This window comes from Actinomadura sp. NPDC049753, from assembly GCF_040674655.1.
Classification (GTDB): Bacteria; Actinomycetota; Actinomycetes; order Streptosporangiales; family Streptosporangiaceae; genus Spirillospora; species Spirillospora verrucosospora.
Genome location: NZ_JBFARL010000065.1, coordinates 16,146 through 37,662 on the forward strand (window position 1 = coordinate 16,146; position 21,517 = coordinate 37,662).

General features: G+C 75.1%; 7 protein-coding genes and 1 pseudogene. 5 read left to right on the forward strand and 3 right to left on the reverse strand.

Annotation, left to right across the window (positions count from 1 at the left end; translation table 11 throughout):
- The first annotated feature begins 111 nt into the window (after positions 1–111).
- The 4 genes from AB0K37_RS18715 to AB0K37_RS18730 all read left to right on the forward strand — a co-directional run bounded on the left by AB0K37_RS18715 (position 112) and on the right by AB0K37_RS18730 (position 14,779).
- Positions 112–12,138 (forward strand): amino acid adenylation domain-containing protein, encoded by a 12,027-nt coding sequence (locus tag AB0K37_RS18715; RefSeq protein WP_363982313.1) that lies wholly within the window; start codon positions 112–114, stop codon positions 12,136–12,138.
- 114 nt (positions 12,139–12,252) lie between these two features.
- Positions 12,253–13,272, forward strand: coding sequence for an iron-siderophore ABC transporter substrate-binding protein (locus tag AB0K37_RS18720; RefSeq protein WP_363982316.1), 1,020 nt, complete (start codon positions 12,253–12,255; stop codon positions 13,270–13,272).
- Between the two features lie 14 nt (positions 13,273–13,286).
- On the forward strand, positions 13,287–14,555 hold the full coding sequence (locus tag AB0K37_RS18725; protein WP_363982319.1) for a lysine N(6)-hydroxylase/L-ornithine N(5)-oxygenase family protein: 1,269 nt from the start codon (positions 13,287–13,289) through the stop codon (positions 14,553–14,555).
- A 14-nt stretch (positions 14,556–14,569) separates the two neighbouring features.
- Positions 14,570–14,779, forward strand: coding sequence for an MbtH family protein (locus AB0K37_RS18730; RefSeq protein WP_363982322.1), 210 nt, complete (start codon positions 14,570–14,572; stop codon positions 14,777–14,779).
- Positions 14,780–14,790: 11 nt separating this feature from the next.
- Here AB0K37_RS18730 and AB0K37_RS18735 read toward each other — a convergent pair whose 3' ends face one another.
- From AB0K37_RS18735 to AB0K37_RS18745, 3 genes are all read right to left on the reverse strand, one after another.
- Positions 14,791–19,800, reverse strand: coding sequence for a trypsin-like peptidase domain-containing protein (locus AB0K37_RS18735; RefSeq protein WP_363982324.1), 5,010 nt, complete (start codon positions 19,798–19,800; stop codon positions 14,791–14,793).
- Entirely contained in the window at positions 19,797–20,096 is a 300-nt protein-coding gene (locus tag AB0K37_RS18740) for a trypco2 family protein (RefSeq protein WP_363982327.1), read from the reverse strand. The genes AB0K37_RS18735 and AB0K37_RS18740 overlap by 4 nt, the downstream gene beginning before the upstream one ends.
- Positions 20,097–20,165: 69 nt before the next feature.
- Positions 20,166–21,029, reverse strand: coding sequence for a PHB depolymerase family esterase (locus AB0K37_RS18745; protein WP_363982330.1), 864 nt, complete (start codon positions 21,027–21,029; stop codon positions 20,166–20,168).
- 410 nt (positions 21,030–21,439) lie between these two features.
- Between AB0K37_RS18745 and AB0K37_RS18750 the strand changes: the two are divergent.
- Positions 21,440–21,517, forward strand: a pseudogene (locus AB0K37_RS18750) (ubiquitin-like protein Pup); the annotation flags it as partial.

Genomic DNA, 21,517 nt, shown 5'->3' on the forward strand with positions numbered 1-21,517 from the left:
CCCTTTTCGCGGCCGGAAGGTCAAACTTAGGTAAGGCTAACCTTGCATGATTTTTATAGGCAAGGCTAACCTAACCCGCGGTGGCGAAGCCCGACGACGGAAGAGTTGAGCGTGGAGCAGACGACGGCGGCGCGGCGGCGCGAACTGATGCGGCGGATGATGGCCGAGGCCGGGCTGGGCGCGGACACCGCCCGGCTCGCCCCCCGGGGATCGGACGGACCGGCCCCCCTGTCCCACGCGCAGCAGAGCATGTGGCTGCACCACCGCGCCTTCCCGGACAGCCCCGCCTACAACGTCTGCCTGCTCGTCCGCATGTCCGGCCCGCTCGACGCCGGAGCACTCCGCGAGGCCCTGCGGGCGCTGGTCCGGCGCCACGCCGTCCTCCGCACCGTCTATGCGGAGGGCCCCGACCAGCGGGCGGTGCAGATCGTCACGGAGGACGACTCGCTCGACCTGCCGCCGGTCCGGTGCGCGGACGCCGGGGCGCGGGCGGCGGAGCTGGCGGCGCTCCCCTTCGACCTGCGGGCCGAGCGGCCGATCCGGCTGGAACTGCTGCGGCTCGGTGAACACGAGCACGCACTGGTGCTCGTGGTGCATCACATCGCCTGGGACGGCATGACCTGGGGTTCGCTCTCGCGCGACCTCTCCGCGCTCTACCGCGCGGCCGTCACCGGGGCCCCGGCCGGGCTGCCCTCGCTGGACGTCCAGTACGCCGACTACGCCGAGTGGGAGCAGGGCCGGCCCGTCGCCGAGGACGATCTCGCGTACTGGCGGGAACGCCTCGATCCGCCCCCGGCCCCGCTCGACCTGCCCGCGGACCGTCCGCGGAGCGCGGTCGTGTCCGAGCGCGGCGGACGGCGGGCGCGCCGCTTCGACGACGACGTGACCGAGGGCATGCGCAGGCTCGCCGCCGAGGAGAACCTCACCCCGTACATGGTGATGACGGCCGCGTACGCGGTCCTGCTGCACCGCTACACCGGCTCGGCGGACGTGGCGATCGGGTCGTCGGTGATGAACCGCGAGCACGCCGAGGTCGAGCGGCTCGTCGGAAACTTCGGCAACACGCTCGTGCTGCGCGCCGACCTGAGCGGGACGCCGACGTTCCGGGAGGCGCTGCGCCGGGTGGGCCGCACGGTCACCGAGGCCTTCGCGCACCAGGCGATGCCGTACGACAGGCTCGTCCAGGAGCTGAGGCCCGCGCGCGGACGGGGGCGCTCGGCGTTCTTCGACACGATGCTGCTGTTCCTCGCCCAGGAGATCGGCGAGCTGGACCTGCCCGGCATCGCGTCGAGCTGGACGCACGTCCACAACGGCACCACGCACTTCGACCTGTCGCTGGAGGCGTTCGTCCGGCCGCAGGGGATGACGGTCGAGGCGACGTTCCGGCGCGAGCTGTTCGACGACGAGCGCATCGACGCGCTGCTGGCCCACCTGGAGATGCTTCTCCGCGACGCGCTGGCGGACCCCGACCGGCCCATCGGCGCGCTGGAGGTCATGAGCGCGGACGAGCGCGCCCTGATCGGTGAGGCGAACGCCACCGGCCGCGCCCTGCCCGCGGCCGACGTCGTCGCCCTGTTCGAAGAGCAGGCGGCCCGTACTCCGGACGCCACGGCGATCGAGGCGGGCGACGCCGCCCTCACCTACGCCGGGCTGGACGAGCGGGCGTCCGCGCTGGCCGCCGAGCTGCGCGCCCGGGGCGCCGGGCCGGACAGCGTCGTCGCGCTCGCGCTGCCGCGCACGCCCGATCTCGTCGTCGCCCTCCTCGGGGTCCTGAAGGCGGGCGCCGCCTACCTGCCGCTGGACCTCGACCATCCCGCCGACCGGCTCGCCTACATGCTGGACGACGCCGGGCCGCTCTGCGCGATCGTCACCCACGACACCGCGCCGCTGCTCCCCGAAGCCACCGAACTCCTGGTGCTCGGCACCAATCTCCGCGACGGCGGAAACACCCGCACAGCGCCTCCGCGTCCGGACGACCTCGCCTACGTCATCTACACCTCCGGCTCCACCGGCCGCCCCAAGGGGGTGGCGATCCCGCACGGCGCGCTCACGAACTTCCTGCTCACCACCCGTGCTCGGCTGGGCTTCGGCACCGGCGACCGGCTCGTCGCCGTCACGACCGTCGCGTTCGACATCGCCGCCCTGGAGCTGTTCGTCCCGCTGATCAGCGGCGCGACGGTCGTCCTCGCCGGCCGCGACACGGTCCGCGACCCGGCCGCCCTCGCCGGGCTCCTGGCGGACGCGACCATCGTCCAGGGCACCCCGTCGCTGCTCGGCACGCTCGACCCGCAGGCGTTGAAGGGCCTGCGCGTCCTGGTCGGCGGTGAGGCGCTGCCGCAGGCCCTCGCCGCGTCGCTCGCGGAGTCGGCGTCGCTCGCGACCGACATGTACGGGCCGACCGAGGCGACGATCTGGGCGACGTCCGCGGACCTTCCCGCGGCCGGGATCGGCACCCCCTTCTGGAACACCCGCGCCCACATCCTGGACGCCGCCCTCCGCCCCGTCCCGCCGGGCGTCCCCGGCGAGCTGTACCTGGCGGGCGCGCAACTCGCCCGCGGCTACGTCGGGCGCCCCGACCTCACCGCGGAGCGCTTCGTAGCCGACCCGTCCGGCCCGCCCGGATCCCGCATGTACCGGACGGGCGACCTCGCGCGGCGCGCCCGCGACGGGTCCATCGAGTACCTCGGCCGCACCGACGACCAGGTGAAGATCCGCGGATTCCGGATCGAGCCCGCCGAGGCGCAGGCCGTGCTCGCCGCGCAGCCTGGTGTCGCACAGGCCGCGGTCGTCGTCCGCGAAGACCGCCCGGGCGATCCCCGGCTGGTCGGCTACTACGTCCCCGCCGAGGGACCGGACGAAGCAGCCCTGCGCGACGCGCTCGCCAAGGCGCTGCCCGAGTACATGGTGCCGTCCGCCCTGATCGCCCTGGAGGAACTGCCCCGCACGGTCAACGGCAAGCTCGACCGCGCCGCGCTGCCCGCGCCCGAGGCCGAGGTGTCGGGACGGGCGCCGCGCGACGCCCGCGAGGCCGCCCTCTGCGCGATCTTCGCCGAGTTGCTCGGCGTCGAGGGCGTCGGCATCGACGACGACTTCTTCGCGCTCGGCGGGCACTCGCTGCTGGCGGCGCGCCTCGCGGCCAGGGCCCGGACCGTCCTCGGCGCGGAGCCGTCGATCGCGGACGTGTTCGAGGCGCCGACCGTCGCCGCGCTCGCGCCCCGCCTGGTCGCGACCGGCGCCGTCCGCGTCCGCGACGTCGCGCGGCCCGAGATCGTGCCCGCGTCGGCGGCGCAGCGCGGCCTGTGGCTGGAGGAGCGGCTCCGCGGCCCGTCGGCGTCCTACGCGCTGCCGCTCGGGATCCGCCTGCACGGCCCGGTCGACGAGGACGCCCTCGACCGCGCGTTCGCCGATGTCGTGGCCCGCCACGAGGCGCTGCGCACGCTCCTCGTCGAGGGACCGGACGGCCTGCCCGTCCAGCGCGTCCTCGACCCGGACGTCCCCGTCGGCCTCGCCGTCGTCGACGCGCGGGACGAGACGCCGGAAGGGCGCGCGGCCATCGAGAAGGCCGCCACCGCGCACGTCTTCGACATCGGACGCGACCTCCCCGTCCGCGGCACCCTCGTCCGGACGGGCGACGCCGAATGGTCGCTGATCCTCCTCCTGCACCACGCCGCCGCGGACGAATGGTCGTTCACGCCGCTGCTGGCCGACCTCGCCCGCGCCTACGAGGCCCGCCGGGACGGACGGGCCCCCGGCTGGGAGCCGCTGCCCGTCCAGTACGCCGACTACGCGGCCTGGCAGCGCGAAGCGGCCCCCGGCACGGCGCCGCAGCTCGACTTCTGGGCGGACACGCTCTCCGGGCTGCCCGAGGAGACGGTCCTGCCGTTCGACCGGCCCCGCCCGGCCGAGGCGAGCCGCCGCGGCGGACTGGTGTCGTTCCGGCTTCCGGCGGAGGGGGCGCGGCGCCTCGCGCGCGACACCGGCGCCAGCGTGTTCATGGTGCTGCACGCCGCCGTCGTCGCGCTGCTCCAGCGGTCCGGCGCGGGCGACGACGTCGCCCTCGGCTCCCCGATCGCCGGGCGCGCCGACGAGGACCTCACCGACCTGGTCGGCGTCTTCGTCAACCCGCTGGTGCTGCGCACCGACCTGTCCGGCGATCCGACCTTCGCCGAGCTGCTCCGGCGCGTCCGGGCCGCCGACCTCGCCGCGTTCTCCCGCGCCGACGTCCCCTTCGAGCGGGTCGTCGAGCGGCTCGCGCCCGAACGCTCCCTCGCCCGCAGCCCCCTGTTCCAGGTGATGATCGTCCACCGGAGGCTGGAGGACGTGCGGCTCGCGCTGCCCGGCGTGCGCGCCGAGCCGTTCCTGCCGGAGACCGGCGGCGTGAAGTTCGACCTCGACCTGTACTTCGCGGAGGGCGACGACGAGGTCGAGGGGTTCGCCGCGTTCGCCGCCGACCTGTTCGACGCTTCGACCGTCGAGCGGCTGATGGACGACCTCGGCGCGCTGCTGGCCCAGGTCACCGCGGACCCCGGCCGGCGGCTGTCCACCCTCGGCGCGCCCGTCGAGCACCCCGACACCGCACGGGAGTTCCCGGTCCGGACGGTCGCCGGGCTCATCGAGGCGCAGGTGGAGCGGACCCCGCACAGGACCGCCGTGGTCTTCGGCGACGCCGCTCTCACCTACGCCGACCTCGACCGCCGCGCCGAGGCGCTCGCCGACCGCCTCGCCGCCGCCGGGGCGGGCCCCGAGCAGGTCGTGGCGCTCGCGCTGCCCCGCTCCGACGAGTTCGCCGTCGCCCTGTACGCGGTGCTCAAGACGGGGGCCGCCTACCTGCCGATCGACCTGTCGTACCCGCCCGCCCGCATCGCCGCGATGCTCGACGCCGTCCGGCCGCTGCTGGTGCTCGGACGCGACGAGCCGCCGCGGGACGCACCCCGCCGCGAACGCCCGGACGTCCACCCCGACCACACGTCCTACGTCGTCTTCACCTCCGGCTCCACCGGGACGCCCAAGGCCGTCGCCGGCACCCAGCGCGCCCTCGCCAACCGCCTCGCCTGGGGCGCCGGCCTCGCCGCGCCCGGCATCCGCGCCGCCAAGAGCTCGCCCGCGTTCATCGACGGGACGACCGAACTGCTCGGCGGCCTGGCCGCGGGCGACACGGTCGTCATCGCCGACGCCGAGACGGCCGCCGACGCCGTCGCGCTCGCCGACTTCGTCGACCGCCACGGCGTCGGCCTCGTCACGCTCGTCCCGAGCCTGCTGGCGGTCCTCGCGGACAACGGCCTGCCGCCCTCGGTCACCACCTGGATCAGCAGCGGCGAGGCGCTCCCCGGCGCGCTCGCCGACCAGGTCCCGGGACGGCTGGTCAACCTGTACGGATGCTCGGAGGCCGCCGGGGACAGCCTCATCGCCGAGGCGGGCGGGCTGCGGCCCATCGCCAACACCCGCGCTCACGTCCTGGACGCCGCGCTCCGCGAAGTGCCCGTCGGGGAGCTGTACCTCGCGGGCGACGGCCTGGCGCGCGGATACCTCGGCGACCCCGCGCGCACGGCCGAGCGCTTCGTCGCGAACCCGTTCGGCCCGCCCGGCTCCCGCCTCTACCGCACCGGGGACCGCGTCCGGCGCCGCCCGGACGGCGGGCTGGACTTCCTCGGCCGCGCCGACGAGCAGCTCAAGATCCGCGGCTTCCGGATCGAGCCGGGGGAGGTGGAGTCCGCGCTCGCCGCCCGGCCCGGGGTGCGGCGCGCCGCCGTCGCCGCGCACGGATCCCGCCTCGTCGGCTACGTCACGGGCGACGTCGAACCGGAGGCGCTCGACACCGCGCTGCGAGCGCTGCTGCCCGACTATCTCGTCCCCGCCGAACTGGTCGTCCTGGACGAGCTCCCCCTCAACCCGAACGGGAAGGTCGACCGGCGCGCCCTTCCCGACCCCGGACGCCCGGCGGGCGGGCGGGCCCCGGCCGGCGAGCCCGAACGCGTCCTCGCCCGCCTCGCCGCGACCGTCCTCGGCCGCGACTCCGTGGGCGCCGACGACGACTTCTTCCGCACCGGAGGCGACAGCATCAGCGCGGCGCTCCTCGTCGCCCGCGCACGCCGCGCCGGCCTGTCGTTCACCGTCCGGGACGTCTTCCGGCTGCGGACCGTCGAGGCCCTCGCCCGGGCCGCCGCGCCCGCCGAGGACGGGGAGGCCGCCCGAACGGCGGACCCGGCCGGTGGGCTTCCGCTCTCGCCGCTCCAGGAGGGCCTGCTCTACCACCTGATGCTGGCCGGTGAGGACCGCGACATCTACGTCCAGCAGGCCGTGGTGACGCTGTCCGGCCCGGTCGACCCCGAGCGGATGGCGCGGGCGGTGCGCGCCACGCTGGAGAAGTTCCCGAATCTCCGCGCCGGGTTCCGGACCGACGGCGACCGCGCGGTCCAGTTCGTCCCGGACGACTTCGAGACCCCGTGGACGCACGCCGACGTGGCCCCGCAGGACCTGGAGGCGTTCGTCGACGCCCAGCGCGCCGCGCCGTTCGACCCCGCCGCGCCGCCGCTGATCCGGTTCGCCCTCGCCCGCCTGGCCGAGGACGACCACCGGCTGGTCCTCACCTCCGAGCTGATCCTGCTGGACGGCTGGTCCGGCGGCCTGCTCGTCACCTCGCTGCTCGGCGCCTACACCGACGCCGCCGCCGAGGCCCGCCGCCCCGTCCCGCCCTTCCGCGCGTTCCTCGACTGGGTGAACGGCCGCGACAGGACCGCCGCCGCGGACGCCTGGCGCCGCGCGCTCGACGGCTTCGACGAGCCCGCCCTCGTCCGGCCGGGCCTGGTCGACGCGCCCGCCGACCTCGCGGGCGCCGGAGAGGTGCACCGCGCGCTGCCCGCCGGCCTCGCCGAGCGCCTGGACGAGGTCGCACGGGAGCGGGGCGTCACGCCCGGAACCCTCTTCCAGAGCGCGTGGGGCCTGGTCCTCATGGGCCTGACCGGACGCGACGACGTCGTCTTCGGCGCCTCGGTCTCCGGACGCCACCCCGACGTGGACGGCGTCGAGTCGATGGTCGGCCTGCTGTTCAACACCGTCCCCGTCCGCGTGCAGGCGGGCCCGGCGGATGCCCTCGCCACCGTGCTCGACCGGGTCCAGACCGCGCAGTCCGAGCTGTTCGACCACTCCTTCGTCGCGCTGGCCGACGTCCAGCGCGCCACCGGCCTCGGCACCCTCTTCGACACGCTGTTCGTCTTCCAGAACTTCCCGGGCATGCCGACCGACCGCGCCTTCGGCCCGGACGGCGACCTGCGGGTCCTCGGGCGCGAGGTCCGCGACGCCACCCACTACCCGATCACCATGGTCGTCGAGCCGGACGCCGGTCTGCGCGTCATGTACCGGGGCGACGCGTTCACCGAGGAGGAGGCCGGACGCGTCACCGACCGCTACGTCCAGGTCCTGAGCCGGCTCGCCGAAGCGCCCGAGACCTCGTGCCACCGGCTCGACCTCCTCCTCCCGCAGGAGCACGACCGGCTCCGGCGCGGGTGGGACGAGGCGCGGCACCCCGTGCCCGAGCTGACGGTCGCGGAACTGCTCGCCGAGCGCGCGGCCGAGCGGCCCGGCGACCCCGCGCTCGTGTCCCTCCCGGACGTCCGCCTCACCTACGGCGAGCTGAACGCCGAGGTGAACCGGCTCGCGCGGCTCCTGCTGGCCAACGGCGCCGGTCCCGAGAAGGTCGTCGCGCTCGCCCTGCCGCGCTCGGCGCGGATGGTCGTCGCCCTGTTCGCCGTCCTGCGAACGGGCGCCGCCTACCTGCCGCTGGAACTCGACTACCCGGCCGACCGGCTCGACTACATGCTCCGGGACGCGGCGCCGGTCTGCCTCGTCTCGCACCGCGACATCGCCGCCGGACTCGCCCACTCCGGGGCCACCCTCGCGCTGGACGACCCGGCGACCGCCCAGGCCCTCGCCGCACAGCCCGGCCACGACCTGGAACCGGACGAGGTCCCCGGCTTCGCGCCCGGCACGCCCCGCAGGCTCGACCACCCCGCCTACGTCATCTACACGTCGGGCTCCACCGGGCGGCCCAAGGGCGTGGTGACGCCCTACCGCGGCCTCACCAACATGCAGTTCAACCACCGCGCGAACATCTTCGACCCGGTGGTCGCGTCGGCGGGGCGCCGCCTCCGCATCGCCCACACCGTCTCCTTCTCCTTCGACATGTCGTGGGAGGAGCTGCTCTGGCTCATCGAAGGCCACGAGGTGCACGTCTGCGACGAGGACCTCCGCCGCGACGCCCAGGCCCTCACCGCCTACCTGCGGCAACACGAGATCGACGTCATCAACGTGACGCCGACCTACGCCCAGCAGCTCCTGGAAGAGGGACTCCTCGACGGCGGGCACCGGCCGCCCCTCGTCCTCCTCGGCGGCGAGGCCGTCCCGGCGTCGGTGTGGGAGCGGCTCGCGCGCGCCGACGGCGTCCTCGGCTACAACCTCTACGGCCCGACCGAGTACACGATCAACACCCTCGGCGGCGGGACCGGGGACAGCGCGACACCGACCGTCGGCAAGCCGATCTGGAACACCCGCGGGTACGTCCTGGACGCCTGGCTGCGGCCCGTCCCGCCGGGCGCGCCCGGCGAGCTCTACATCGCGGGCGCCGGGCTGGCGCGCGGCTACCTCGGCCGCGCCGACCTGACCGCCGAGCGCTTCGTCGCCGACCCGGCCGGCCCGCCCGGATCCCGCATGTACCGGACGGGCGACCTCGTGCGCGTCCGCGACGACGGGAACATCGACTTCCTCGGCCGCACCGACGACCAGGTGAAGATCCGCGGCTACCGGGTCGAGCCGGCGGAGATCGAGACCGCGCTCGCCGCCGAGCCCGGCGTCGGCCAGGCCGCCGTCGTCGCGGCCGAGACGGACGTCCCCGGTGTGAAGCGCCTCGTCGGCTACGTCGTCCCGGACGGCTCCCGCGACGGCGCCGCCGAAGAGCAGCTCGCCGAGTGGCGGCAGATCTACGACACCGAGTACACCGAGGTCGGCACGGTCGTGCACGCCGAGGAGTTCGCGGGCTGGGACAGCAGCTACGACGGCGCCCCCATCCCGCTGGACGACATGCGCGAGTGGCGCGAGACCACCGTCGAGCGCATCCGCGCGCTCGGCCCCCGCCGCGTCCTGGAGATAGGCGTCGGCGCCGGCCTCCTCCTCACCCGCCTCGCGCCCGGCAGCGAGGAGTACTGGGGCACCGACTTCTCCGAGCCGGTCATCGCCAAGCTCCGCGCGGACCTCGGCGGCGGCGCCGCTGAGCCCGCGTCCCGGGACTGGCGGGCCGTCCGCCCCGGTTCGCCCGTCCGTCTCAGCTGCCGGCCCGCCCACGACACCGGCGGCCTGCCCGAAGGGCACTTCGACACCATCGTGATCAACTCGGTGGTGCAGTACTTCCCCGGCGCCGCCTACCTGGAGGACGTCGTCGCCAAGGCGATGCGCCTGCTCGCCCCGGGCGGCGCGCTCTTCGTCGGGGACGTCCGCGACCTGCGCACGGTCCGTTGCCTGCACGCCGCGGTCCAGCTCGGACGCGGCGGCGGCGATCTGGACGCGATCGAGCGCGCCGTCCGCCTGGAGAAGGAACTCCTCCTCGACCCGGCGTTCTTCGCCGCGCTGGACGGCCCGGCCCGCGTGGACGTCCTCGTCAAGCGCGGCGCCCACCACAACGAACTGACCCGCCACCGCTACGACGTCGTCCTGCACAAGGACGCGGCCCCGGCTCCGCCGACCCCGGCCGTCGACTGGACCACCCTCGACGACCTCCGCGACAGGCCCGCGGGGCCGCTGCGGGTCCGGGGCATCCCCGACCCGAGGTCGTCAGGCGAGGTCGCGGCGCTGCGGGCGCTGCGCGAAGGGGCCTCGGCGGACGAGGCGCGCGCGGCGCTGGCCTCGGCCCCGGAGGGGATCGAACCCGAGACGCTGCACGCGCTGTTCCCGGACGTCGTGCTCACGCCGTCCGACCGGCCCGGCCGCTACGACGCCGTGTTCGGCGGGGGAGCGGCGTGCCCGCCCGCCGAGCCGGGACGCGCGCCCGCCTCGTACGCGAACGATCCGGTCGCCGCGCGCGACCACGGCGTGCTGGCCGCGCGGGTCCGCGAGAGCCTCAAGGCGCGCCTGCCCGGATACATGGTGCCGAGCGCGATCATGACGCTGGACGCGCTGCCGCTCACGGTGAACGGCAAGCTCGACCGGCGCGCCCTGCCCGATCCCGGGCGGGACGGCGCGCGCCGCACGGGCCGGGCGCCGCGCACGCCCGTCGAGCGCCTGCTGTGCACGCTGTTCGCCGAGGTCCTGGACGCGCCCGGCGCCGGGATCGACGACGACTTCTTCGACCTCGGCGGCCACTCGCTGCTCGCGACGAGGCTCGTCGGCAGGGCGCGGGCGGTGCTCGGCGCCGAGCTCGCCATCCGCGACCTGTTCGAGGCGCCGACCGTCGCGGAACTGGCCGGGCGGCTGCACCGCGGCGCCGAGGCGCGGGCCCGGCCCGTCCTGGAACCGCGGGAGCGGCCCGAGCGCGTGCCGCTGTCGTCCGCCCAGCGGCGCCTGTGGATGCTCGACCAGATGCTCCGCGAGGACGACGGGCCCCGCGACGCCTACCATCTGCCGCTCGCGGTCCGCCTCCGGGGCGACCTCGACCTCGCGGCCCTGGAGGCGGCGATCGGCGACGTCACCGCCCGCCACGAGAGCCTCCGGACGGTCTTCGCCGAGCACGGAGGGGTGCCCTGCCAGCGGATCCTCGGCGCGGACGAGGCGCGGCCCGTCCTGGAGACGGCGACCTGCGCGCCCGAGGACGTCATCGCCCGACCGTTCGACCTCGCCGAGCAGATCCCCCTGCGGGTCGCGGTCTTCCCGGAGGGCGAGCGGGAGCACCTGCTGCTCGCCGTCTTCCACCACATCGCGTTCGACGAATGGTCGTTCGGGCCGTTCGCCCGCGACGTGGCGGAGGCGTACGCGGCGCGGCTTGAAGGCAAGGAGCCGGTCTGGGAGCCGCCGCCCGTCCAGTACGCCGACCACGCCCTGTGGCAGCGGGAGCTGCTCGGCGACCCGTCCGACCCCGGCAGCGTCCACGCCCGGCAGCTCGACCACTGGGCGCGGGCCCTGGCGGACCTGCCCGAGGAGATCCCGCTGCCGGTGGACCGGCCGCGCCCCGGCACCGTCGGGCAGCGCGGCGGCACCCTGACCGCAGACCTCCCGCCCGGCCTCACCGGCCGGCTCGGGCGCGTCGCCCGGGACGCGAACGCCAGCATGTTCATGGTCTGCCAGGCCGCCGTGGCCGCGCTGCTGCACCGCACGGGCGCGGGCGACGACATCCCCCTCGGCAGCCCCGTCGCGGGACGCACCGAGGAGGCCGCGCGGGACCTCGTCGGCTTCTTCGTGAACACCCTCGTCCTGCGCGCCGACGTGTCCGGCGACCCGGCGTTCGCGGAGCTGCTCGCCCGCGTCCGGGAGGCCGTCCTCGCCGGGCTCGCCCACCAGGACCTGCCGTTCGAGGCGGTCGTGGAGGCGCTGCGCCCGCGCCGCGTGCCGGGCCGCAACCCGCTGTTCCAGGTGATGGTCGGCTACGAGAACCAGGGTGTCGGCGACGTGCGGTTCCCCGGCCTGGAGCAGCGGGAGGCGCTGTTCGGGCCGGGCGCCGCGAAGTTCGACCTGGACTTCATCTTCCGGGAGGGCCCTGACGGGCTCCGGCTCGTCGTCGACTACTCCGCCGACCTGTTCGACCGCGCCACGGTCGCCGCGCTGGCGGACGGCCTGATCGCGCTGCTCGCGGCCGTCGCCGACGATCCCGGCGTCAGGGTCGGCGCGCTGCCGGCCGTCCTGACCGCCCGCGCCGTGACCGCCGAGGCGCCCCCGGAGGCGGCGCGCCGGGACGACGACCGGGAGGCGGCCCTGTGCCGGATCTTCGCCGAGGAGCTCGGGGTCCCCGAGGTCGGCCCGGACGACGACTTCTTCGACCTCGGCGGGCACTCGCTGCTCGCGATGAGGCTGGTGCGGCGCGTCCGGCGGGAGCCCGGCTGCGCGGACCTGAGGATCTCGACCCTGATGGCCGCGCCCACCGTGGCGGGCCTGCTCGCCCGGCTCACGCCCGCGGGCGGGAGCGCGACGGCCGGCAGTAGTGGAACTGCACTGCGGGAGTGAGGCGGCTCATACCCGTCCGGGCATTGCTTAGTTAGGTAAGGCTAACCTAATATCCCTGATCAACACTTTGATCAACACTCCCTGGCTTCCGCCCCCAACCATGGAAGGTCCGCTATGCGCACCACGATGCGGCGCCTGACCGCCGCCGCCGCGCTCGTCCTGGGACTCGCCGCGACCGCCGCCTGCGGCGACGACGAGCCGGCCGGCGCCTCCGGCGGCTCCGGCGGCGCGGCCGGGGCGTTCCCGGTCACCGTCGCCCACAAGCTCGGCTCCGCGACGGTGAAGTCCGCGCCGAAGCGGATCGTCGCGCTCGGCGAGGTCGACCAGGACGCGCTGCTCGCCCTCGGCGTCACCCCCGTCGGCATGGCCGAGCTCACCGGCGTCCAGCCCGACGGCCTGACCCCCTGGAGCGCGCCGAAGCTCACCGGGGGCAGGCCGAAGCTGCTCAAGGCGGGCGAGGCGGGCTTCAACCTGGAGGAGGTCGCCGCGCTGCGGCCCGACCTGATCCTCGCCGCCGGCGACTTCGCCATCGACAAGGAGTACGACAAGCTCTCCAAGCTCGCGCCGACGCTCGCCTACCAGAACGGCCCCGCCGAAGACTCCTGGCAGCAGATCACCCAGCAGGTCGCCGCCGCGATCGGCCGCCCCGAGGACGGCCGCGAACTCGTCGCCGACGTCGAGACGAAGATCGCGGGGGTGAAGGCGAAACACCCCGGGCTGGCCGGCAAGGAGTTCGCGTTCACCAGCGTCTTCCCCAACGGCAACATCGGCGTGATGAAGTCCGGCGACGACACGAGCGTGAAGCTGCTCCAGCAGTTCGGCATGACGCTCCCCGAGTCGCTGAGGAAGCTGCCCGGCGACGGGTTCGCCGCCGAGCTGAGCATGGAGAAGGTCTCCGTCCTGGACGTGGACGTCCTGCTCAGCCACTACAACGACGACCCCGCCACGCAGAAGAAGATCGAGGGCAACAAGCTGTTCGCCGGCCTCGGCGCCGTCAGGCGCGGCTCCTACGTGGCGCTGGACCTGAAGTCGTTCTGGCCGCTGCGCACCCCCACCCCGCTCGCCGTCCCCTACGTGATCGACCAGGTCGTCCCGCAGATCGCCAAGGCCGCGAGCGCGGCCGGGCCCGCCTGATGCCGGAGGAGCGCATGCACACCCCCGTCCGCGACGTCGTCGGCATCGGGTTCGGCCCGTCCAACCTGGCGCTCGCCGTCGCGCTGGAGGAGGAGCACGGCGGCGCGGACGCGGTGTTCTTCGAGAAGCAGCCCGGGTTCGGCTGGCACCGCGGCATGCTGATCGACGGCGCCACCATGCAGGTCCACTTCCTCAAGGACCTGGCGTCGCTGCGGAACCCCGCGAGCCCGTACTCGTTCCTGGCCTACCTGCACGCCCGGGGCCGCCTGGTCGACTTCGTCAACCACAAGACGATGTTCCCGACGCGGCTGGAGTTCCATGACTACCTCGAATGGGCCGCCGCCGCGTTCGAGGACCGCGTCCGCTACGGGACGGAGGTCGTCGCGCTCCGCCCGCACGACGACGAGGTCCTGGAGGTCGTCGTCCGCCGCGGCGACGAACTGGAGACGCACCTCACCCGCAACGTCGTGATCGGCGCGGGGCTCGAACCCGTCCTGCCGGAGGGCGTCCAGGCGGGGGAGAGGATCTGGCACACCGAGGACCTGCTCACCCGGCTCGCCGAGCGCGGCGACTGGGACCCGCGCCGCATCGTCGTGGTCGGCGCCGGGCAGAGCGCCGCCGAGGCCGTCGAGTACCTGCACCGCACGTTCACCGGCGCCGAGGTGTGCGCGGTCTTCGCGCGGTACGGGTACTCGCCCGCCGACGACAGCGCGTTCGCCAACCGCATCTTCGACCCCGAGGCCGTCGACCACTACTACGCCGCGCCCGGCGACGTGAAGCGCATGCTGTTCGAGTACTCGCGCAACACCAACTACTCCGTGGTGGACCTCGACCTCATCGACGAGCTGTACCGGCGCGCCTACGCCGAGAAGGTCGCGGGCGCCGAGCGGCTGCGCATCCTCAACGTCTCCCGCGTCCTGGACGTCGCCGACGGCGGCTCCGGCGGGACGCGCGTCCGGGTCGCGTTCCTGCCGACCGGCGAGGTCGCCGACCTGGACGCCGACGCCGTCGTCTACGCCACCGGGTACCGCGAACGCGACCCGTTCGACCTGCTCGGCGAGGCGGGCGCGCACTGCCGCACCGGCCCGGACGGGCGCCCGGTCGTCGAGCGCGACTACCGCATCGCCACCGAGCCCGGCCCCGAATGGGGCGTCTACCTGCAGGGGGCGACCGAGCACAGCCACGGGATCGCCTCCTCGCTGCTGTCCATGACCGCCGTGCGCACCGGGGAGATCGTGCGGTCCATGGCGCGGCGGTCCGCCCGCGTCACCCCCGGCGTCTAGAGGAAGGGAAGAGCATGACGACCAACCCGTTCGACGACCCCGACGGCACGTTCCTGGTCCTCGCCAACGCCGAGGGCCAGCACTCCCTGTGGCCGGCGTTCGCCGACGTCCCCGCCGGCTGGACGGCGGTCCACGGCCCCGAGTCCCGGTCCGGCTGCATCGGGTACGTCATGGACAACTGGAAGGACATCCGCCCGCGGAGCCTGGCCGCCGAGACGCCCTGACCCGCCGGCGGTCACGCCCGCTCGGCCCTGGCCGCCTCCTCGAAGGCGGCCATGCGGGGCAGGACGTTGCCGAGCGGCGGGACCACCTCCGGCAGGGCCGCCATCATGACGGCGGGGGGCGGCAGCCAGCCGTCCTCCCGGATGCCCTGGACGATGAGGCGCTCGGCCTCGGCGCGGTCGCCGTGCTCCACCAGGTGGGCGATGACGCCCTCGAACGCCTCCCGGCGGCGGGCGGGCGACCGGATCTGGGCGACCATCCGCTCGGCCTCCGGCAGCCGTCCCGCCGCCGCGGTGGCCAGCGCGATGTCCCGCAGGATCGGGCTCTGCCGGTGGTAGTGCTGCGGTTCCTCCTCCAGGATGCTCCGGGCATGCTCGGGCAGTCCCGCCCGCAGCGCGGCGGCGGCGACGCCGGCGAAGGTCGCGCCGCGGACCTTGGGATCGCGCACGCCGCGGGCGATCCGCAGCGCCCCCTCGATGAGCCGGACGGCGCGGCCGGTGTCGCCCAGGGCCGCGGCCCGCTCCGCGACGGCCGTCATGGTGGACCAGGCGGGGAACGGCAGCCGCGACGCCCGCATGATCTCCGTCACCCGCTCCGCCTCGTCCAGCAGCCCGAGCTGCGCGGCGGCGCCGGCGATGTGCGACAGGGCCCGCTGGTGGCGCTGCTCGTCCACGTAGGTGGCGGCGAGCTGCTCGGCCTCGCGCAGCAGGCGCCGCGCGCGCCCGGCGTCGCCGATCGTGTCGGCGAGCAGGGCCAGTTCCACGAGCCCGCGGCACCGCGGCTCGGCATTGGTGATCGCGATGGTCCGGACGGCCGTCTCGGCGTCGTCCATCGTCCTGCCCGCCAGGTTCGCGTTGCCCGTGGCCGCGACGGCGGCGGCCAGGGAGCCGATCAGCTCGCCGCGGATCCGCATGTTGCGCACCCCGCGCGCCTCGCGGACGACCCGGCGGCGCAGGGCCCGCAGCCGCTCGTTGCTCGCCCGGCAGACCGCCAGCAGGGCCTCCACCCGCAGCCGCGGATCGGCCAGGCCGGTCGCGAGCCGCTCCGCCAGCTCCAGGTCGCCGATCTCCACGGCCGCCGCCGCCAGCTCGGTCGCCACGCCCTCGCTGGAGTCGGCGTCGAACCCGGCGAGCCGCTTCTCCGCCTCGGCCAGCAGCCGCCCCGCCGCGGCGGCGTTCCCGAAGCCGTGGGCGGCGCGCGCGACCTCGGTCAGCGCGGACAGCCTCATGGCCGGATCCGAGACGAGCGCGACCAGCCGCCGCGCCGCGTCCAGGTCGGTGACCCGGGCCGCGGCCGCCGCCAGCTCCGTCGCGACGGCGTCGCGGGAGTCGTCGTCCATGTCGCCGAGCAGCTCCTCGGCGGCGCTCAGGAACCGCGCCACGCGGGGGTAGGCCCCCGCGCCGTAGGCGGTCTCGGCGAGTTCGGCCAGCGCCGAGGCCTGCCGCCGGGGGCTGTCGACGACGGCGGCGATCCGTTCCGCCTCCCCGTAGCGGCCCCGCCGTGCCGCCGCCACGGCGGCGGCCGTGATCTCGAACCGGGTCAGGTGCCGCACCGAGCCCGCGGGCGCGAGCTGCTCGGCCGCCAGGAGGTAGGAGACGGCCTGGTCGCGGTCGCCCCGGGCCGCGACGATCCGGGCGAGCCGGGCCAGGCCGGTGGCCCGGCGGAAGCCGTTCCGGACCCGGCCGACCAGGTCTTCGGCGTCGCCGATCCGGCCGGCCTCGGCCAGTTCCTCGGCGGCGTTGACGCTCGCGAACAGCTGCTTGCGGGTGCGGCTCATGCCCGCCAGCGCGCGGTGGACGACCTCCAGGCGGCCGTCCCGCGCGGCCCGCTCCGCGATCGTCCCGAGCAGGGTGTTGCGCTCGTGCACGTCGACGACGAAGACCGCCGCGCGCACGGCCGCCCCCGTGAGGCCGAGCTCGGCGGCGATCCTCGCCGTCTCCGCCGGCAGGTCCTGCTGGGAGGGGAGGCGCAGCGCCGCGTCGATGCCCGCCTCCAGCACGCCGGAGGCACCCTGGAGCTCGGCGACATGAGACTTGATCAGCAGGTTGACCGCCCGCGCCGCCTTGGGGGACGTCCCCTCGGCCACGGTCAGCGCGAGGGTCAGCAGGCCGCGCGCCGATTCCAGGTCGCCCTCCGCCGCGGCGCCGGGGGCCGCCTCGACCAGAGGCGCCCACTGCCGCCGCGGCTGGATCCCGGCGAGGTCGGAGGCCGTCCTCATCAGCCGGACCGCGGTGTCCGGGTCGCCGGCGTCGAGGGCGCCGACCGCGGTGCGGGCCGCGCCGAGCGCCCGGCGATGGCCTTCCAGCAGCACCAGGAGCCTCTCGGCCTCGTCGAGCAGCCCCGCCTCCACGACGGAGGTGAGCAGCTCCCCGAGGGCCGCCTGGCGGGACGCGCCGCCCTTGGCCGTGACCGTCTCGATCGCGGTCGCGAGCACCGCCCGCGCGGCGGCCCGCTCGCCGCGCAGCGCCCGCGCCCGCAGGATGCCGCCGAGCGCCCGGGAGAGCGCACGCGCCCCGTTGACCGACGTCCCCGCCAGCTCCAGCGCCGCCGCGAACTCGCCCCGGTCGGCCAGCAGCCGCACGAGCTCGGCGAACGTGTCCCACCGCAGGTCGTCGGGCCCCAGGAGCCCCGCGAGGCGCTCGGCGTCCTCCCGCAGACCCTGCTCGGCGGCGGCGCGGGCGGCGGCCGCGATGATCGGCCACTGGTACTTGCGGTCGGCGAACGACCGGGCGATCCGCTCCACCGAGTCGCACAGCCCGGCGCGGGCGGCGCCGCAGGCCATGTCCGTCATCAGCTCCCGGCGCCGGTGCCGGGACGGCACCACGGAGGTGAAAAGCCGGGTGGCCTCGTCCAGGAGGGTCTCGGCGCGGGTGAAGCCGGGGCCGAGGGCCAGCGCGATCCGAACCAGGGTCCGGGCCCTGCGCACCCCGCTCAGGATGCCGCCCGCCAGCAGCTCCGCCTCCTGGAGCCACAGCGCCGCCTCGGTCTCGGCGCCCGCCCGGCCCGCCGCCTCCGCCATGGAGACCAGGATGTTGGCCTTGATCGAGGCGACGGTGATGTCGCGGGCCATCCGCTCGGCGCGCTCCAGCTCGCCGAGCTCGGTCCAGGCCACCGCGATGACCTCGGGGTGGACGCGGACGGGCAGGCGCAGCTGGTCGCGCCACAGGGCCAGCACGTAGACCACGGCGAGGTCGGGCGAGTCCGCCGCGAGGAGCAACCGGATCGAGTCGGTCAGCGTCAGCACGGCCGGCTCCACCGTCCCCGTCCGCTCCAGCAGGCGGCTCCAGCGGTCGGGCTCGTTGAGCCGCAGCAGGCGCTCCAGGTCCCCGTCGTCGGCCAGCGCCTGCGGGAACCGGTCCAGGAGGTACAGGGGGGTGTCGGCGGGCCAGCCGCCGGCCCGGTAGGTCTCGGCCCAGTCGAGCACCCGCGCCCAGAAGCCCGCCATCGCCTCGGCGCCGAGGCGCTCGGTGGTGGTCTCCCGGATCAGGTCGTGGGCGAAGGAGTAGCGGCCCCCGCCGTCGTCCTCCCGGCGCTCGACCAGGCGGGCGATGGTCTGCTCGACCAGTTCCCGGACGTCGTAGAGGTCCAGGCCGGTGAGCCGGGCGATGTCCTCGTCGGCCAGCCCGCCGCCGGACGCCGCCAGCAGCCCGAGCACCTCGCGGCTCGTCCGCTCGCGAAGGTGCTGCTGCAGGTCGCGCTCGGCGGCGTTGCGCGAGGCCCGCGAGGCCTCGTTCGCGGCGAGCGTGCGGCGCTCGCACCCGCGCAGCGGATGGCCGTCCGGAACGTCGGCGGGCACCTCGGGGAAGTGCCTGCTGGTCACCAGCACATGGCTGCCGGGCGGCACGTACTCGGGGAGCTGGGCCGCGATGCTGCTCTCGCGGTGCCGCACGTGGTCGTCCTCGTCGAGCCCGTCCACGATGAGCATGAGATGGCGGCCGTCGGCGGTGACCCGCTCGACCGCGCGCTGCCACAGGTCGTCCAGGTCGAACGCGGTCGGCACGACGCCGGGTGTCGGCGTCTCGCCGACCAGCGGGGCCAGCTGGTCGGCCAGCGCGGCCCGGTAGTCGGCCAGCCGCGACCCGGCCGACCGGGACACGAAGAACGCGACCGTGACGACGTCGGGGGCGGGGTCCCCGGCGAAGGCGGCGGCGAGCGTCGTCTTGCCGGCCCACGGCTCGCCCACCAGCCACAGGTAGGGCGTGCCGCTCGTGGCGAACTCCTGGAGCCGGCCGAGCTCGGCGTCCCGGTCGGCGGGGTCGGGGCAGCGGGCCCGCAGCTTGGTGATGGTCGACCAGTACCGGGACCGGCGCAGGGGCGCCGACGGCCCCGCGTGCCCCGGGTCCAGCCGCACGCCCGCGCCGTCGAGGAGCGCGTTCAGCCTCTCCCGGCTCGGCGGGGGCTCGACGAACTCGCCGGCGGTCCGCGGCCGGTGCGGTCCGGCGGCGCTGAAGACGCGGGAGGCGGTCAGCGGCCCGTCGGGCTCGGCCCAGCGCACGACCCCGACCAGCTTGCCGCCGACCAGGACGGGGCCGCCGGACAGGCCCCGGTAGCGGCGGCCCGCGCGCAGCGGGGCGTCGTCGCGGTGCAGGTCGAGCAGCCCCGTCTTGACGTTGGCGCCGAGGAGGACGTCGCCGTCCACCTGGTCGACGTCGCGGACGCCGCCGAACTCGCTCTCGCGGTCGTGGGAGGCGGGGAACCCCCACGAGACGAACCGGGCGCGCCCGGTGCTCCAGGGGTCGACGTCCGCCAGCACCGCGGGGGCCACCGCGGGCAGCGAGCCGTCCGCCACCCGCAGCAGCGCCAGGTCGACCTCGGCGCCCTCGGCGGTCCAGACCCGCTCGGCGGCGACGGAGACCGATTCGTCCGGCGTGGCGAGCCGGACCGTCACCGGCCCGGTGGCGGCCACCACGTGCCGGCAGGTGAGCACCAGGCCCGCGGAGATCCGGTAGCCGGTGCCGTAGCCCTCCTCGCCCTCCCCGACGAGCACCTCGACGGTGCGCCAGCGTGGTTCGTCAGGGATCACCGGCCGGGCTTGCGGAGCCGGTCACCCACCTCGATCGGCTTGCCGTCGACATGCGGATTGAGCGTGACCGCCACCCGGTGCGTGGTGGTCTGTGCGAGCTTGCCCGAGGCGCCGACCTCGACCACCCAGACCTTCACCTTGCCGTTGGCGCCGCCCTCCCGGACCACGGCGACCTCGAACTCGACCTCGACCGGCCCCACGCTGAAGCGGATCTCCTCCTCGGCGCCCTCAAGCTGAGCCCGCGCCAGGTCGTCGCGGATCGCTTTGACTGCCTCTGCCAAGCCGATTTCCTGCATTGCTCCCCATTACTCGTAAGTGGGGAGAGTTTAGCGCTTTGTGGCGGCGCGACTTGAATTGAACGGAGGTCAGGTCTTCGGAAGGGACGGCCTGCCCGCGAAGAACCTGGCCATGAGCTCGCTGGCGTAATCCGGCCATTCGTGGCCGCCGCGCTGCCTGGTGCACAGCGCGACGACGACGGGGCCCGGGCCCGTGCCGACGCAGTCGTCCGGCCCGTCCGGCACCGGCCGGGAGAGCGCGGGCAGCTTGTCCACCCATCTCCAGAACTCCATGAGGAACTTGACGGGGATGAAGGGGAAATGGACGTCCGCGTCCATGTTCCCGCCGCCGTCATAGGGGACGGACGGGTCCCACGTCCCGTGGAAGGCCAGCACCGACACCGGCTTCCCGGGCGTGCAGCCGATCGCGAGCGCGCCGGACACCACGGCGATCCCGGCGATCCTGTCCGACCGTTCGCACGCGTACCGGTACGCCATGCCGCCGCCGTTGGAGAAACCGGTCACGAAGACGCGGCGGGGGTCGGCGACGCCCTGCCGCACCAGCGTGTCGATGAGCTTGTCGAGGAACGCGACGTCGTCGACGCCGGTCCAGCGGGCGAACCAGCAGCAGGCCCCGGCGTTCCAGGTGCCGAGGAGCCCGTCGGGGTAGGCGACGGCGTAGCCGTGGCGGTCGGCGACCCCGTCGAGCCCGCTCTGCCTGCGGACGTACTCGGCGTCGTTCAGGCCGCCGTGCAGCGCGACGATGAGCGGCAGCGGCGCCCCGGCCTCGCGTCCGGGCGGGACGTGCAGCAGGTAGGGACGGTTCCAGTCGCCCATGGGAATGGTGTGCTCCGACGTTCCCGGGGCGTCCTCGGACGCTCCGGCGGGCAGGGGGTGGGCGATGAGCGTCGCGAGGAGCGCCACGATCATCGCCGCCCGCACGGCGATCTTCATAGCGTGATCTAACGCCCGCCGCGCCCCGCCGGGCTACGCACCGGCGCGCAGAAAAGTCCGGCCCTTTTTGGCGGCGGACGCGCACGGCGGCTCTCCGCGCGGCCGCGCGCGGCTCGGCCGGCCGGCGCTCGGTGCCGGGCGCGGCCGCGAAGCGCATGACCGGTGATCGCCACCGCCGCCGCTTCTGCGGCTCGCGCGACGCCGTGACGGCGGCCGGAACTGGTCCCTCAAGGGTGGTCGTGCGGTGTCGTCCCAGGTGGACCAGCACGGCGCTGACATGTGTGACATGCCGTAGGACGCGGGCGCTGTGGAAGGTGGGAACCGGGTTACGGCGGTGCCGGCGGGCTGCGAGGAGGGGAGTCCGCGCGTCAGTCGCATTCACCGGTGGCAGGACGGGGGCCGGGCGGTTCGACGACGTGGACTCGATCCTGGACGAAATAGACGAGGTGCTGGAAGAGAACGCCGAGGACTTCGTCCGCGCCTATATC